We start from the raw sequence: 16043 nt of genomic DNA, 5'->3' as shown, positions 1-16043 counted from the left end.
GGTGGTCTGAAAGCAAAAGCAAGCACCTGTTGAGCATGCGTGGATAGCATCGAATCTCACATCAACAACTTGTCAGTCACCTTGAAAGAACACATGAACGCCATCAAAATTTCGCTTGCAATCGCATCGCTCACATTCTTGGTAGCTTGTGGCGACAACTCAAATTCGGAGCCCCGTCAGGCAGGCCCCATTTCTGGCACAGTCATGGGCCTCAGCATTGGCAATGAACTTGTTTTGCAAAACAACGACGCCAACACAACCCTTTTGTCGGTCAATGGCAACTTTAGTTTCGCCACGCCCGTTTCAGATCAAGAAAGCTATTCAGTCACAGTTCTCACTCAGCCCACAAGCCAAATTTGCACAGTTCTCAATGGCAATGGCACTGGCGCCATGGTCAATCTCAGTATCACTTGCGTCCCTGTGACATACATCCCCAGTTGAATCATAATTGGGGACAAATAAATGGGGTCAAAATAATTGGGGTCAAATAATTGGGGTCAGATCAACATTAATTTACTTGGCGCACAGATCGCTTTGAATCACAAAAAATTAATGTTGATCTGACCCCAATTATTTGACCCCAATTATTCTCATTTACAACAACGTCAATGCAGTGCTCATCAACAAGTTAATTGCCACTTTTTTTCTACTGTTCAGTTGCGCCATCGAAGCAGGCACGCTGCAAGGAAAAGTGGTGGGCGTGGCCGATGGCGACAGTTTGACTATTTTGGACGAGCACAAAATTCGCCTGCAAGGCATTGACGCGCCAGAGAAGGCTCAAGCATTTGGCCAAAAGTCAAAACAGTCTTTGTACCGACTTGCTCACAACAAGCAAGCCACCGTCGAGTTTCAGAAAAAAGACAAAAATGGCAGAACGGTGGGCAAGGTAACTGTCAATGGCACTGACATTTGCCTTGAGCAAATCAAGCTTGGCATGGCTTGGCACTACAAGCAGTTCGAGTCTGAGCAGCCAAAACAAGACCGTATTTATTACCAGCAAGCAGAACTTGCAGCAAAAGCCCAAGCCTTAGGCATCTGGAAAGACCAAAACTCCACACCGCCTTGGGAGTTCAGGAAACAAACAAAATAATTGGGGTCAGATCAATGATCTGACCCCAATTATTGGCAAGGGTTTTTCAAAGTTGGTAGCATACAGGGCTAAAAATACCTTCAGGAGACTCCCCATGACTTCACGTCGACAAGTACTTCAAGGCGCTGCCGCGCTTGGCGTTGCCAGCCTTGCCCCCGCCATTCACGCTCAGCCCAAGCCCGTGCGCATTGGTTATGCCATGGCCCGCACCGGCCCATGGACTGGCGGCGCGCAAGTGAGCCAAGAGCCAAACTACCTTTTGTGGGCAGATCAAGTCAATGCCGCAGGCGGTTTGGATGTCAAAGGCGTGAAGCGCCCCATTGAGCTCATCAGCTCCGACGACCGCAGCGACGTGGAAACCTGCGTTCGCACCTACGAAAAACTCATGGGCTCCGACAAGGTCGACTTGGTCTTGCCACCTTGGGGCAGCAATGCCAACTTTGCGGTGGCCCCCTTGGCCAACCGTTTTGGCTATCCATTTTTAGCCCCCACGGCGCTCAGCAAAAAATTGATCGAGATGAAGCTGCCCTACTTCTTCTTGCTGTTGCAACAACCCCAGCCCATGACCAATGCTTTGGTTGACATGTTCAAGGCCAATGGCGTTAAAACCATCGCCTGTATTTATGTTGACGACTTGTTTGGTTTGGAAAACTACGCAGCCCTCAAAGTTGCGCTCCAAGGCAGTGGCATTCAGATGATTGAAGAGAAAAGCTACCCCAGCGGCGTGAAAGATTTGTCGCCTGTGTTGCGTGCCATCAAGGACAAAAACCCAGACGCATTTGTGGGCTTCACTTACCCACCCGACACCATTTTGGCCAGCCGTCAGGCCAAAGAAGTGGGCTTCAATCCCAAGTTCTTCTACGCTTCTGTAGGCACCGCCTTCCAGCTGTACCGCAACGTCATGACCCCCGCCGGCGCCGAAGGCGTGATGGGCATGGGCTCATGGAACGCCAAAACCAGCCCTGGCGCCAAGGCTTACTTTGATGCACACGTGAAAAAGTTTCCTGGCAAAGAACCCGATCGCTGGGCCAGCGGCCACACATGGGCAGGCTTGGAAATCTTGACTGCTGGTGTGAAGCAAGTGGGTTTAGACCGCAAAGCTTTACGCGACTACATTGCCAACACCAACCACAAAACCATCATTGGCGATGTGAAGTTTTCTGGCAGCGAAAACATTGCCACACCCGGCACTGTGAGCCAATGGCAAAACGGTGAGTTTGAAGTAGTCTGGCCCACCAAGTTGGCCACTGCCAAAATCAATCCCAACAAACCTGCTTGGAAATGATTTGTGTCTGCTACCGCTTGGCTTGAGCTGATCGTCAGCGGGCTCATCACAGGCGGCATTTATGCGTTGGTTGCGCTAGGGCTGAATTTGCAATACGGCCTGATGCGCATTCTGAACATTGCGCATGGCGAATTCTTGATGCTGGGTGCCTACCTCACCTGGATGGTGCAAACCAGCTTCGGAATTTCGCCGCTCCTGATGATTCCCGTTTCTTTTGTGGTCCTCATGGGTCTGGGCTTGGCCATTCATTGGCTGTGCTTTAGGCGCCTCACGGCAACCTCACCCAACATCGACATCTTCGAGGCGCGAGGCTTGATGGTGGCTTTTGGCTTGATGTTCCTCATCCAAAACTTGGTCTCCTCCATTTGGGGCGGCGAGCTTCGGGGCTATGACTACATGGCAGAGCCGGTGGTCATGGGCGGTGCGCAATTTGCTGGCAACAAATTGCTGGTGTTTGCCATGGCCTTGATTTTCAGTTTGGGCTTGATGGTGTTGTTGCGCAAAACTTTGCTGGGCAAAGGTGTGCGTGCACTCATGCAATCTCAAGTGGGTGCGCAATTGGTGGGCATTAACACGCGCACCTTGCACCCCCTCATGTTTGGCATTGGCCTTGGGCTTTCGGGTTTGGCCGGTTGCTTGTTGTCCATGGCCTACACCATCTCGCCTGCCATGGGCGAGCCTTACACGGTCACGGCTTTGATTGTGATTACCCTTGGCGGCTTTGGCAGCATGGGCGGCGCATTGGCTGGCGGCTTGATGCTGGGTGTGATCGAGGCCTTTGGCATGCACTTTACCAATCCCTCACTCAAAGCGCTGCTGTCGTATGTGGTGTTCATTGGCGTGTTGTTGTTGCGTCCTAAAGGCTTGTTTACAAAATGAATTCCAACGCAAACCTTTGGCGAGATGTTTTGGTGCTCTTTGGCCTAACCGGCTGGGCTCTGGCCTTGCCCAGTTATGGCAATGAGTTTGTGGTCTCCATGGCGCTTACGTGCTTGATGTACGTGGCGCTGTCTACCAGCTGGGGCTTTTTTTGCGGCAGCTCGCGCTACTTGTCTTTGGCCACATCGGCATTTTTTGGCTTGGGTGCTTACACCACTGCCATGAACTTAGACACCATGCCGTGGGCCAGTGCCATTGCATTGGGCTCTGGCATTGCTGCAGCCGTAGCCGTTGTGATGGGATTGGCCGTTTTGCATTTGCGCGGCACCTACTTTGCAGTGCTCACATTTGGCATGGCCGAACTGATCAGACACGCCATTAGCTACTACGAAAAATCTGTGCATGGCACCGTGGGCCGTGTGCTATCCACAGTGCCCGAGATGAGCACCATTTATCATACGGTGTTGCTGCTGGCAGTTATTACGGTTGCACTTTCTATTGGCTTGCGCCGCACACGTTTTGGCTTGGCCTTGTTGGGCATTGGCGGCGATGAGCAACGCGCGCAAACCTTGGGCGTGAACACGCGCTGGGTGAAGGTGGCAGGCTTTGCATTTACAGCCGCCGTAGCGGGTGGCGTGGGCGCTGCCATGGCTGTGCGCTGGACCTACATCGACCCGCACACTGCGTTCAATCCGTTCATTGGTTTTCAAACAGTGCTCATTGCACTCATTGGCGGCGCCATGACTTTGTGGGGCCCTCTCATTGCAGCCATTGTGTTCAGTATCTTGGCCGAAACACTGCGTTTGCAAGCACCGCAAATTTACATGATGACTTTGGGTCTCTTGCTCATTTTGAGCGTGTTGTATTTGCCGGGCGGCTTGGCCTCCATGCGTTGGCAAACCTTCAAAGACTGGTACCAAGACATGCGTCAGTGGTACAAGGACACACGCTACGAATGGAGCGGCGACAAAGCACGCGACAAGCAACGCGCCAAGGAGAGACGAATTGTCGGCCTCTGAAAACTATTTGCTTCAAGCGAAAGATGTGACGGTGCGCTTTGGCGGCTTAACTGCTGTTGATGCTGTCAGCATGAACATTGCGGCTGGCGAACTGGTGGGCATCATGGGGCCCAACGGCGCTGGCAAAACCACTTTTTTCAACGCTATCTCAGGCGTCACTCCTCTCACTTCGGGTCAACTCAAAGTAGATGGTCGATCTCTCACAGGCGCATTGCCGCATCAGTTTGCAAAGCGCGGCCTGGCCCGAACTTTTCAAACACCGCGGGTGTTCAGCGACTTGCCCGTGAGCGAGAACATTCGGTTTGGCTTGATGTTTGCCGGACGCAGGCCACGCAAGTATGTGTTTTGGGGCGAAGAAAAAAATGTGCCTTGGGCACTGCGCGACACCGCCAGCATTTTGTCGGTCATTGGTTTGTCAGATTTGGCAAACTTGCCTGCGGGCGCCATTACACCTTCACAGCAACGCGTTTTAGAAATTGGCATGGCCTTGTCTACACGCCCTCGCATTTTGCTTTTAGACGAAGTGGCTGCCGGCCTGACTGAAATTGAAGTGGAAGAAATGGCGCGCCTCATTCGCCGTTTGCGCGATGAGTTAGACCTCTCTGTTATTTGGATTGAGCACGCTGTAAAAGTGTTGCTCAAGCATGTTGAGCGCGTGATAGTGCTCAACCAAGGCAAGATGATTGCCGATGGCAAACCATCGGACGTGGTGCGCAACAAAGAAGTGATTGAAGCTTATTTGGGCGATGAAATGGTGAACGATTCGGAGGGTCTCACATGATGTGGTATCGCCCTCAAGGGTTTGTGTTGGGTGGCTCTGGCAAAGCACAATTGCGCGTGCGCGGATTGAGCGCTGGCTATGGACCGTTTGAAGTCATTCGCCAACTCAACTTCGATGTGCTACCTGGCCTTACTGTTATTTTGGGGCCCAACGGTGCAGGCAAAACCACTTTGCTGCGCGCCTTGTCAGGCCAAATTCCCATGCGCGGCGAGGTGCTGCTAGATGGCGAAGACTTGCCCGAAAAACCACACGAAATAGTGAAAGCCGGCATGGCCTTGGTGCCTGAGGGTCGCCAGCTGTTCCCGCAAATGACCGTGCTTGAAAACCTCGAGCTGGGTGGTTGGCTGCAAAAACCCAACGTCCGCCAAGAGCGCATGGAAATGGTTTTGCAAGACTTTCCCAAACTGCGTGAACGCGCCACCCAATTGGCCGGCACCATGAGCGGTGGCGAACAACAAATGGTGGCCATTGCACGCGCCATGATGTCGGCCCCTCGCCTCCTCATGCTTGACGAACCTTCGCTGGGTTTAGCGCCCCGCATGGTGGATGAATTGCTGGCCATGACCAGACGCATTGCAGACCAAGGCACCACCGTGCTCATGGTGGAGCAAAACGTACGCAAAGCCTTGGCAGTGGCCGACCGCGGCTATGTGATTGAGCGCGGTGCGCTGGTGGCGCATGGCTCATCCAAGTTGCTGGCCCGTTCATCTGTCATTCAAGAAGCCTATTTGGGCGCTGCCGCCAGCGACACACGCACTGCTTCGCAAGCGCTAGAAAAAACTGTGCGTTCAACTTAATTTTTAAAGATCTCTAGGAGACTCTCCATGTCAGATATGTCTATGCTCATCAACGGCCTCAAAGTGAGTGCCGAAAACAACGCCACCTTTGAGCGTCGCAACCCCCTCGATGGCACCGTGGCCACGCGCGCACCTGCGGCCTCCCCTGCCGATGCTATTTTGGCGGTTGAAGCGGCCGCTGAAGCGTTCAAAACTTGGTGCGATGTGGGCCCCAACGAAAGACGCGCATTGCTGTTGAAAGCAGCCGACAAGCTGGAAGCCAAAACACCCGAGTTTGTGAAAGCCGTGCCTGAAGAAACAGGTGCCACAGGCATGTGGGCTGGCTTCAATGTGTTCTTGGCGGCCGGCATGATTCGCGAAGCAGCATCTCTCACTACACAGGTATCGGGCGAGGTTATTCCCTCCGATGTACCTGGCAGTTTGGCCATGGGCATTCTCCAACCCTCTGGTGTTATTTTGGGCATTGCACCTTGGAATGCGCCCATTATTTTGGGCGTGCGAGCCATTGCCACGCCATTGGCCTGCGGCAACACTTTTATTTTGAAGGGCTCTGAAAATTGCCCTAAAACGCATCAGCTGATTGTTGAAGCGTTTCAAGAAGCTGGCTTTCCGCCAGGTGTGGTGAACTACATTACCAACGCACCGGCCGATGCTGCATCGGTGGTGGAGGCCATAGTGGCTCACCCCGCGGTGAGGCGCATTAACTTTACGGGCTCGACCAAAGTGGGCAAACTGCTGGCCCTCACTTGCGCCAAATATTTGAAGCCCGTGATTTTGGAATTGGGCGGCAAAGCGCCCATGGTGATTTTGGATGACGCCGACATTGACGACGCAGTGAACGCCGCCACCTTTGGCAGCTTTGCCAACAGTGGCCAAATTTGCATGAGCACAGAGCGCATTGTGGTGGACGAAAAAATTGCCGATGAGTTTGTGAAGCGCTTTGCCAATAAAGCCAAAAACCTGCCCTTGGGCTACCCCCGCAAACCCGATCCAGTGGTGCTGGGCAGCGTGATTGGCATGAATACCGTGTCGCATTGCAACGATTTGATTGATGACGCCATTTCTAAAGGCGCCAAACTGCTGTGCGGCGGCAAGTCAACCGACACCCTCATGCCTGCCACTTTGCTAGACAACGTGACACCCGCCATGCGCATTTACCGCGAAGAAAGCTTCGCCCCCGTGAAAGCCATTGTGCGTGTGAAGGGTGTGGAGGAAGCCATTGCTTGCGCCAATGACAATGAATATGGTTTGTCATCGTCTGTGTTTGGCCGCGACATAGCGCGCGCCTACAACGTGGCCCGCAAAATTGACTCAGGCATTTGCCACGTCAATGGCCCCACAGTGCACGACGAAGCCCAAATGCCATTCGGTGGCGTAAAAGGCAGCGGCTATGGCCGCTTTGGCGGCAAGGCCGGCATCAACGAGTTCACCGAACTGCGCTGGATCACCATTCAAACTGCACCGCGCCAGTATCCGTTTTAAAAATAAATGGGGTCAAAATAATTGGGGTCAAATAATTGGGGTCAGATCAACATTAATTTACTTAGCGGATAGATCGCTGTGAATCACAAAAAATTAATGTTGATCTGACCCCAATTAAATTATTGACACTATATTTGTACAGTTTTAGTGTTAATATAAAGGCATGTCCAAAACATTCAGTCTTGATGAACTCTGCACCCTCACCGACTTGCCCAAGCGCACGGTGAGGTATTACATGCAAATGGGCCTGGTAGACAGGCCCATTGGCGAGACCAGGGCAGCGCATTACCTTACCGCTCACCTAGAGCAGCTTTTAAAAGTCAAACAACTTTCAGACGCTGGCATTTCCTTAGAACGGATTTCAGACATCCAAAACGGGGAAGAGCTGCAAATACCTACCAAACCGAGAAAGCCTGGCGATATTCAAGTTAAGAGCCACATCTATGTGGCCCCTGGCATTGAGTTGCAAATTAGTCCCGAAGAAGCCGACATGAGCCCCGAGCAAATCAGAGCCCTTGTTAAAGCAGTGATGAAAACCATTCAAGAGATCAAGGCCTAACCATGTACGAAGAACAAGAATCCTGCACCCTCACCTGCGACGGCGAAGAAGTAGCCATGAAATCTGTGCACGTGCACGGCAAACTCGATGGCCTGCTTTTGAGAATGAAGGTCAGACAAACCTATACCAACGAAACAAAACAGGCCCTAGAAACCGTCTACACATTTCCGCTGGCATGGGGCGCCACGCTGCTCAGCTTGGCAGTTGAGCTCAACGGCAAGCGCCTAAATGGCACAGTGATAGAAAAGAAACAAGCCGTTAAACAATACGAAAAAGCCATCGACAACGGCGATACACCCATCATGGTAGAGCGCTCTGGGCGCGGTCTGTACACAGCCAACTTGGGCAACCTACTTTCCGGCGAAACAGCTGTGATTGAAATCGAATACGCACAACTTTTAAACTTTGAAGCCGATCGCATTAGGCTCAGTATTCCCACCACCATCGCCCCACGCTATGGCGACCAACACCAACAAGGTGGACTGCAAGCCCACCAAACTACCGCAAGCAATGGCTTGGTGGAATACGGCTTCTTCATGACCTTGGATATTCAAGGCACGGCAGCCAAGGGCATCATTAGCAGTCCTACACACCCCATCAAAACCACCAAAAGTTTTGACGGTGTCAACGTACAACTTGGCAAACAAGCCTACCTAGACCGCGACTTTGTACTCCTCATTGAAGACCTAGAAGGCGAATCATTTTGCATTGCCGGACCCGACTCAGAAGGCAGCAACACCACAGCCATCATTACCAGCTTCTGCCCCAAATTGCCCAAGGCCAAGCCCAGCAAGCTCAGACTCAAAGTGCTGTTAGATTGCTCAGGCTCTATGGCTGGCGACAGCATGGAACAAGCGCGCGTGGCTCTCAAGCACCTCTTCAAGCAACTCAATGAAGACGACTGTTTTGCTTACACTCGATTTGGTAGCCGTATCGATCGCGTCACGAAGCACATGACCATGGCTACCAGCGAGCGCATACAAAGCTTGCTCAGAACCATCGACAAAACAGAAGCCGACTTGGGTGGTACTGAACTGGCCATTGCCATGACCGACGTGTTCAACATGAACACCCAAGAAAAATCGCGCAAGAACCCAGAAATAACCGATTCCTCCGACGTGTTACTCATTACCGATGGCGAGGTTTGGAACATTGAAAACATTTTGGCCTCAGCTCGCATCAGTGGCCACCGTGTCTACACCATAGGCGTGGGCAGCGCGCCCGCCGAAAGCTTGCTCAGAGAACTGGCCAAAGACACCGGCGGCTCATGCGAGTTTGTCACTCCGCGCGAAGACATGCGCAGCGCCGTAGACCGAATGATCACAAGAATGCGCTCGGCACAAGAAGTGCGCTTTGCCATCAAGTGGAATGCCACCGAAGAGAAAAACAAAAATCACGAATGGGCCAGCACCCTGCCCCCACAATTGATTGATGGCGAAACCGTACACCTTTTCGCTAGGCTGCCAGCCAAAACAGAAAAGCCGCCCGTTCTCATTTGCAAAACTTTGTTTAAAGAAATAGAAAAAGAAGTAGAAAAAGAAGTAAGCAGCGCCAAGCCCTTAAGCATTACATGGGACACAGAAGGCATTGTGGCCAGGCTGTGTGCGGCAGCTCAAATTGCAGAGCTGACAGAAGGCAAAGCAGATACCAAGTTGGCCAAGTCATTGGCCATGAAATACCAACTGGTTACCCAACACACCAACCTTTTCTTGCTGCACGAACGTGCTGAAGAAAACAAGGCAGAAGGATTGCCCAAGTTGCAGCAAGTAGCGCAAATGCAAGCGGCTGGATTTGGTGGGTACGGCTCTGTGACCAGAGCAGCACCCGCCATGTTGGTCATGAGAATGAGTAGTCATTCAGAATCATTTGAGATCTCCGACAGCTTGTCCTCACCTAGCTTAGGCGGCGACTACAGCCGCCTCAACACCCCTAGCGTATGGCGCACCAACCGAACACAAGCCGCATCCAAAGTAGACGGCATGGCTTCTGCGGGAATGGACGACATAGAAATTCCAGCTTTCTTGCGAAAGCAAGCTGACGCCAGTGATCAACAAGCGCAAAGCTCAAGCACTTTTTCAGATGCCGCAGAAAACGCAAACTCATCCGATCCGTCCTTGCTCAGTCAGTTGTCTAGCAAGATCAAGGATTTGATCTCACCCAGCACCAAGCCACAAACAAGCGTGCTTAACAATGCGGAACGGCCCAAAAAACCATCGCCATCCGAAGCCACAAAGGTCGACATTGCCATGGCCCTCAACACGGCCGCGCTTCAAGCCTCTTCATTCCGCATCGCTTTGCAGCAAACCCTCAAACTCAATATGCCCAGCAACTATGCAGCCGTCATCATTGACCTGACCAAGGTGACCAAAGACAGTGCCACCAGTTGGGCGCTGTTGTTTGAATGGTTGTTTGGCGACATTGAAGAATCGGATTTGCTAGACAAACACGCCAAGCGCTTGCTAAGAAGTCAGCTAAAGCTGGCCACAGAAGTGATGCATGAAAAAGCACAAACGCTGATAGAGAGCAATCTGGTGATCAACAGCTAATTCGCGCCGGAGAGAATTTAATTGGGGTCAAATAAATGGGGTCAGATCAACATTAATTTTTTGTGATTCAGAGCGATCTATGCGCTGAGTAAATTAATGTTGATCTGACCCCATTTATTTGACCCCAATTATTTCAGGCAACAAAAAAGCACCTAACAAGGTGCTTTTGCGTTTAGAAGAATGTTGGTAGGCGCGATTGGACTCGAACCAACGACCCCCACCATGTCAAGGTGGTGCTCTAACCAGCTGAGCTACGCGCCTACAAATTCAGCCCGAATTGTAGCATCAAAAAACAGTGCAAATTAGCTCTAAAGTAGGCTTAATTGCGCTTAACCAAGCCCACGCCCGAGACCGCTTTCACACTTTGCATGACCTTTTTCAAGAGCGACGCATCGGCCACCTCCACAGTAAAGGTCATCCAGGCAATGCCCTTGACCGACTGGGTTTGAACGCCCACCACGTTCATTTTTTCTTTGGCAAAGACCTCCGATATATCTCGCAACAAGCCCTGGCGGTCTGAGGCCTCTACCGACACTTCTACCGGATACACCAAATGTTGACCCGGCTTTTGCACACCCCAGCGCACCTCAATAACCCGCTCGCCATGCTTGGCCAACAGCGACCGAAAGGTGCGGCAGTCGTCCCGGTGAATGCTCACACCTCTGCCTCGGGTCACAAAACCACTGATGGCATCGGGGGGCGCAGGCCGGCAGCATTTGGACAGCTGCGTGAGCAATGAATCGACACCCACCACCAAGACGCCCGATTGAGATTTGGCTGGCACCACGCGCGATTTTTTGAGCAGCACAAAATCGTCGGGCTGCATGACCGGCTCGGGGGGTCTTAAAAACACCTCGATGTTGCGCAAGGAGTATTCGTCTTTGCCCACAATTTCAAAAAGAGCTTCGGCCGATTTGAATCCCAAATGGGAAGCCAAGTCTTCCAACTTGATGGCAGTTTTGCCTTCGCGTTGCAAAATTTTTTCAACAGCCTCACGCCCCTTGGCAATGCTCTCGTGGGTAATTTGCGCATTGAACCAAGCGCGCACTTTGGCACGCGCTCGGTGGCTTACCAAATAACCCAAATCGGCATTGAGCCAATCGCGCGATGGGCCGCCCTCCTTCACGGTGCTGACCTCTACGGTTTGACCATTTTGCAAAGGTGTGTTCAAAGGAATCATCACGCCATCGGCTTTGGCTCCCCGGCACCTGTGGCCTAAGTTGGTGTGCACGGTGTAGGCAAAGTCGACGGGCGTGGCGCCCTTGGGCAATTCGACAATAGCGGCGTTGGGTGTTAAGACATAGATGCGATCTTCAAACAAAGCTGAAGTGTCTTGCACAGCTTGGTCGGAAGCCTCCGAAGACATCTCGCGCTCCCATGCCAAGAGCTGCCTGAGCACCGCAATTTTGGCGTCGTATTCGCTGTTGGCACTCACGCCCACATAGCCTTTGGCGCCCGCTTCTTTGTAGGCCCAGTGCGCAGCCACACCGTGCTCTGCGTGGTCGTGCATGGCTTGCGTGCGAATTTGTATTTCGATGGGCCGGCCCAAGTCGTCACGAACCACCGTGTGCAAAGACTGATAGCCATTGGATTTGGGCTTGGCAATGTAGTCATCAAACTCAGCGGTAATGGGTGCATAGCGCTCGTGAACCCAACTGAGAGCTTCATAACAGTCGGCCACATTGGAGACAATGATGCGCATGGCGCGAATGTCAAACACCTGAGAAAAATCGAGCGACTTGCCACGCATTTTTTTAACAATGCTGTAGATATTTTTAGGCCTGCCTTGAACCGTGGAAGCAATGTTTTGTGCGGCCAATTCAGTTTGCACTTGATCGCGCAATTGCAGCATGTTCAACTCACGCTCGGCGCGTTTTTCATGCAGCAATTGGGCAATTTTTTTGTATGTGTCGGGCTCTAGATAGCGAAACGACAAGTCTTCTAGTTCCCACTTAATTTCCCAAATGCCCAAGCGATTGGCCAAGGGTGCAAACACTTGCAAAGTCTCTTTGGCCAACACAGCAGGCACTTCTTTTTTGACACTTGCAAAATAGCGCAGCGTTTGCAAACGCGAAGCCAAGCGCAGCGTGATGACGCGCAAATCTTTGCTGAAGGCCAGCAACATTTTTCGCACATTTTCTGTTTGCGAACGAGGGTCGTTTTGCAACTGTGCAGATGCTGCGGCCGCGCGCGACATGCGCTGCACTTCCACCAGCTTGGTGGTTTCTACAGCCAGCAAGGCAAAGTCGTTGCCAAATTTTTTAGCTATGACATCTTGTGGGCGGCTTAGGTGCGAACAGGCATACACCAAGTAGCTAGCGGCTTTCACATCGTGGCCACTGTTCAGGGTGTCTAAGATGGCCACAACAGCATCGGCATGGTCGAGAACATTCTCGCCGGTGTCTAAAGACTCACCGGCCAAAAGGGGCTCAGCAAACGCTCTGGCCCTTGTTAGAACATCGTCCACACTTTCACTCATTGACTTTCACGCATTCACTTTCAAGCATGCAATCCCAAAAACCGCCGCACAATGTCAATCTGATTTTCATGAGTCAAGGTTGGCGCATGACCCACCCCTTCAAGGGTGACCACTTGCACACGCGGGCCCCGCTGCTGCATTTCTTGCACAGCACTCACACTCAAGAGCTCAGACTGTGCGCCATGAATGAGCAACGTGGGGCACTGAATCAAATCGTAAACCTGCCACAACGCAGCCTCACCTGCTAGCGCTTGCTCTTGGGTGATCTTGGCCACAGGCACACCAATGGCAGGGTCGTAATGCAAACTAAATGCACCCTCTTCCACTGAACGAACCATGTGCTTTGACAAAGCCAACCATTCCTCAGGAGTATGCGGCCCAAAGCCTTTGGAAATTTCCAGCATGGCGTTGGCCGCTTCTTGCACCGATTGAAACTTGCCCACTTTGCCCACATAAGTTTTCATGTTCAAAATAGATGCCCACGACACCACAGGACCAATGTCGTTGAGCACCAAGCGATGAACAGGCGTGGGCAATGGTTGCGCTGCCAGCAACATGCCAATCACGCCGCCCATGCTGGTGCCCACCCAATCTAAGCGCTTGATGGGCTGCTGTGCATTGAGGGTTTGCAGCAACACGGCCATGTCGCCTGCATATTGTGCAAATTGATACGCCATGGGATCTTTCAACCATTCGCTTTGGCCACGCCCAGCCACATCGGGGCATATCACCCTGATGGCCGGCAAATTGGCCGTTTTGGCTGAGGCCACCAAGCCTTGGGCCAGCAAATCAAAATCGCGCCCCTGACGGGTCAGGCCGTGCACACACACCACCACGTGGGGTGCACTCGGCTCACCCCACGACCAATAGGCCATGCGGTGCTTGCCTTGCTGGTCGGGGCAAGAAACAAAATCTAGAACAGGATCGGACATATGGTTTTGAAAAGTTAGCTTGTCAGTTGTGGTTTCAAAATTTTGCGCAGGATCATCAGCCCTTCGGGCCATTGACGCGCCATAATTCACTTTTCCACATCGTAATTCATTCGGAGAACCACCATGCTCAAGGGCAAAACAGCACTCGTTACAGGCTCCACCAGTGGCATTGGCTTAGGCATTGCCAAGGCCTTGGCCAAACAGGGTGCCAACATTGTTTTAAATGGCTTTGGCGATCACGCAGGCCCAACGGCCGAGGTGGCTGCTTTGGGCGTGCAGGTGGCCTACCACGGTGCCGACATGAGCAAGCCTGCCGAAATTGAAGCCATGGTGAAGTTTGCCGAAGAAAAGTTTGGCCGTGTCGACATTTTGGTGAATAACGCGGGCATTCAGCATGTAGCTCGGGTTGAAAACTTTCCTATTGAGCGTTGGGACGCCATCATCGCCATTAATTTGTCCAGCGCCTTCCACGCTTCACGCGCAGTGCTGCCAGCTATGCAAAAGGCCAACTGGGGCCGCATTATCAATGTGGCTTCGGTGCACGGCTTGGTGGGCTCTGCAGAAAAGTCGGCTTATGTGGCTGCCAAGCACGGCATTGTGGGCTTGACCAAAGTGACGGCCTTGGAAAACGCGCAGTCGGGCGTCACTTGCAACGCCATTTGCCCAGGCTGGGTGCTCACACCTTTGGTTCAAAAACAAGTGGACGCCAAGGCGGCAGCATTGGGCTTGTCGAATGAAGAAGCCACCAAATTGCTGTTGGGCGAAAAAGAACCTTCGATGCAATTCACCACCCCCGAAGAATTGGGCGACCTGGCGGTGTTTTTATGCTCCGCCACAGGCAACAACATTCGCGGCGTGGCTTGGAACATGGACGGCGGTTGGGCCGCCCAGTAAACCTTCAGGGCTTGTGAATAAGTACCACAGCCCTGGCTTCTATGCTCAGGCCCTCACCCACAGGGCCCATTTTTTCGGCCGTTTTGGCTTTCACATTCACTTGCGACTCGGGCACACCCAAAGCCTTGGCAATGGAAGATCGAATGTCTGAGCGATGCGGTGCCAGTTTGGGCGCTTGCGCAATGATGGTGCAATCGACATTGGCTAGGTGCCAGCCCAGTTGCTTCACGTGTTGATAAGCTTTTTTCAAGAGCAGCACAGAATCTGCGCCTTTGTAAGTGGCATCGGTATCTGGAAAGTGCTGCCCAATGTCGCCCAAACCTGCAGCGCCCAAGAGCGCATCGGTAATAGCGTGCAAAAGCACATCGGCATCTGAGTGGCCTAACAAGCCTTTTTCAAACGGAATTTGAACACCGCCTAACATCAAGGGTCGACCCTCTACCAAGGCATGCGTGTCCCAACCTTCGCCTATTCGAATGTTCATGTTCTGCTCCTTAGCAAATCTTCGGCCAATGCAAAATCGGGGGGATATGTCACCTTGAAATTGTGCGAGCTGCCCACCACCAGCTTGGGCGAAAACCCAGCCAATTCCATGGCGCTCGCTTCGTCGGTGATGCCCTCAAAATTCTCTGCGTGTTTGGCTTGCAAAGCAACATGAAGTTGCCCCGCTCTGAACATTTGTGGGGTTTGCGCCAACCATTTGTCCTGCCTAGGCAAGGTCTGGCTCACGCGGCCGCCTACTGCGGCTTTCAAGGTGTCGGGCAAAGGTAAGGCCAACAGGCCGCCCACCTCATCGTCAACGCATGCGTCAATCAAGCGATTGATTTCCACCGAGGTAATGAGACAGCGCGCGGCATCGTGCACCAAAATCCAATCGTGGGCTTGCACTCCTTGTAAATTGCGCCGTCCCTCTTCAAGCAGCTGGGTTAAGCCATTGAAAACAGATTCAGCCCGCGTGGCACCCCCGCAAGCCAGGCGTTGGAAATGGGCTGGCCACTCTGGCGCTTGAGGCCATGCGTGTGAATCGTTTGGTGAGATCACCACCACCACTTGGCTTAAACGTTCAACAGAACCCAATGCTGACAAGGTGTGCATGACCATGCTTTTTCCGGCGATGGGTTCGTATTGTTTTGGCTGGGCAGTGCCAGCACGCGCTCCCGAACCCGCACACGGCACCAATGCAAAGCAGCGCGACACAGCACCATCAGGGGCCGTGTTGGCGGTGTTTTGTAGACTTGCGTTGGGTGGTGAATTCACGGTGCGTCAAAGTTCGTTGCCAATACGCCAACTATACTATCTG

The 16043-nt window shown here is 52.5% G+C and carries 14 protein-coding genes, 1 tRNA gene and 1 pseudogene; 11 read left to right on the top strand and 5 right to left on the bottom strand.

Annotated features, from left to right (window positions below):
- Nucleotides 1–93: 93 nt before the first annotated feature.
- The 10 genes and pseudogenes from B9Z32_RS12130 to B9Z32_RS14240 form a co-directional block, all read left to right on the top strand.
- A complete protein-coding gene (locus B9Z32_RS12130; protein ID WP_146179488.1) occupies nucleotides 94–441 on the top strand; it encodes a hypothetical protein in 348 nt (115 codons plus the stop codon).
- 133 nt (nucleotides 442–574) lie between these two features.
- Entirely contained in the window at nucleotides 575–1090 is a 516-nt protein-coding gene (locus B9Z32_RS12125; protein WP_233248307.1) for a thermonuclease family protein, read from the top strand.
- Between the two features lie 94 nt (nucleotides 1091–1184).
- Nucleotides 1185–2375: an amino acid ABC transporter substrate-binding protein gene (locus B9Z32_RS12120; RefSeq protein ID WP_108421698.1), complete on the top strand. Its 1191-nt coding sequence runs from the start codon at nucleotides 1185–1187 to the stop codon at nucleotides 2373–2375.
- A 3-nt stretch (nucleotides 2376–2378) separates the two neighbouring features.
- A complete protein-coding gene (locus B9Z32_RS12115) occupies nucleotides 2379–3254 on the top strand; it encodes a branched-chain amino acid ABC transporter permease (protein WP_108421697.1) in 876 nt (291 codons plus the stop codon).
- The gene (locus B9Z32_RS12110) at nucleotides 3251–4273 is read left to right on the top strand and encodes a branched-chain amino acid ABC transporter permease (RefSeq protein ID WP_108421696.1); all 1023 of its coding nucleotides are present in this window, start codon (nucleotides 3251–3253) and stop codon (nucleotides 4271–4273) included. The genes B9Z32_RS12115 and B9Z32_RS12110 overlap by 4 nt, the downstream gene beginning before the upstream one ends.
- Complete coding sequence (locus B9Z32_RS12105; RefSeq protein WP_199219997.1) at nucleotides 4260–5054, top strand: ABC transporter ATP-binding protein; 795 nt, start codon at nucleotides 4260–4262, stop codon at nucleotides 5052–5054. The genes B9Z32_RS12110 and B9Z32_RS12105 overlap by 14 nt, the downstream gene beginning before the upstream one ends.
- Nucleotides 5051–5851, top strand: coding sequence for an ABC transporter ATP-binding protein (locus B9Z32_RS12100; RefSeq protein WP_108421695.1), 801 nt, complete (start codon nucleotides 5051–5053; stop codon nucleotides 5849–5851). The genes B9Z32_RS12105 and B9Z32_RS12100 overlap by 4 nt, the downstream gene beginning before the upstream one ends.
- A 27-nt stretch (nucleotides 5852–5878) precedes the next feature.
- Nucleotides 5879–7333, top strand: a complete 1455-nt coding sequence (locus B9Z32_RS12095) for an aldehyde dehydrogenase (protein WP_108421694.1) — start codon at nucleotides 5879–5881, stop codon at nucleotides 7331–7333.
- 163 nt (nucleotides 7334–7496) lie between these two features.
- Nucleotides 7497–7892: a helix-turn-helix domain-containing protein gene (locus B9Z32_RS12090; RefSeq protein WP_108421693.1), complete on the top strand. Its 396-nt coding sequence runs from the start codon at nucleotides 7497–7499 to the stop codon at nucleotides 7890–7892.
- A gap of 2 nt (nucleotides 7893–7894) precedes the next feature.
- Nucleotides 7895–9157, top strand: a pseudogene (locus B9Z32_RS14240) (VIT domain-containing protein); the annotation flags it as partial.
- Between the two features lie 1465 nt (nucleotides 9158–10622).
- On the opposite strand, the gene B9Z32_RS12080 reads toward B9Z32_RS14240, so the two are convergent.
- The 3 genes from B9Z32_RS12080 to B9Z32_RS12070 form a co-directional block, all read right to left on the bottom strand.
- Nucleotides 10623–10699: transfer RNA gene (locus B9Z32_RS12080), tRNA-Val, on the bottom strand.
- Between the two features lie 58 nt (nucleotides 10700–10757).
- Nucleotides 10758–12917: a bifunctional (p)ppGpp synthetase/guanosine-3',5'-bis(diphosphate) 3'-pyrophosphohydrolase gene (locus B9Z32_RS12075; protein ID WP_108421691.1), complete on the bottom strand. Its 2160-nt coding sequence runs from the start codon at nucleotides 12915–12917 to the stop codon at nucleotides 10758–10760.
- A 20-nt stretch (nucleotides 12918–12937) separates the two neighbouring features.
- Nucleotides 12938–13849: an alpha/beta fold hydrolase gene (locus tag B9Z32_RS12070; protein ID WP_108421881.1), complete on the bottom strand. Its 912-nt coding sequence runs from the start codon at nucleotides 13847–13849 to the stop codon at nucleotides 12938–12940.
- A gap of 123 nt (nucleotides 13850–13972) precedes the next feature.
- Between B9Z32_RS12070 and B9Z32_RS12065 the strand changes: the two genes are divergently transcribed.
- Entirely contained in the window at nucleotides 13973–14743 is a 771-nt protein-coding gene (locus B9Z32_RS12065) for a 3-hydroxybutyrate dehydrogenase (protein WP_108421690.1), read from the top strand.
- Between the two features lie 4 nt (nucleotides 14744–14747).
- Here the strand turns inward: B9Z32_RS12065 and ispF are convergent, their stop codons facing one another.
- Together ispF and ispD are read right to left on the bottom strand one after the other, a co-directional pair.
- Complete coding sequence (gene ispF, locus B9Z32_RS12060; RefSeq protein WP_108421689.1) at nucleotides 14748–15227, bottom strand: 2-C-methyl-D-erythritol 2,4-cyclodiphosphate synthase; 480 nt, start codon at nucleotides 15225–15227, stop codon at nucleotides 14748–14750.
- Nucleotides 15224–16000 (bottom strand): 2-C-methyl-D-erythritol 4-phosphate cytidylyltransferase, encoded by a 777-nt coding sequence (gene ispD, locus B9Z32_RS12055; RefSeq protein ID WP_369909956.1) that lies wholly within the window; start codon nucleotides 15998–16000, stop codon nucleotides 15224–15226. Before ispD ends, ispF begins: the two co-directional genes overlap by 4 nt.
- Nucleotides 16001–16043: the final 43 nt, after the last annotated feature.

This window comes from Limnohabitans sp. MMS-10A-178, assembly GCF_003063375.1.
GTDB lineage: Bacteria > Pseudomonadota > Gammaproteobacteria > Burkholderiales > Burkholderiaceae_C > Limnohabitans_A.
The sequence above is the reverse complement of the archived record's forward strand: the minus strand, read 5'-3'. Positions and strand labels throughout refer to the sequence as shown.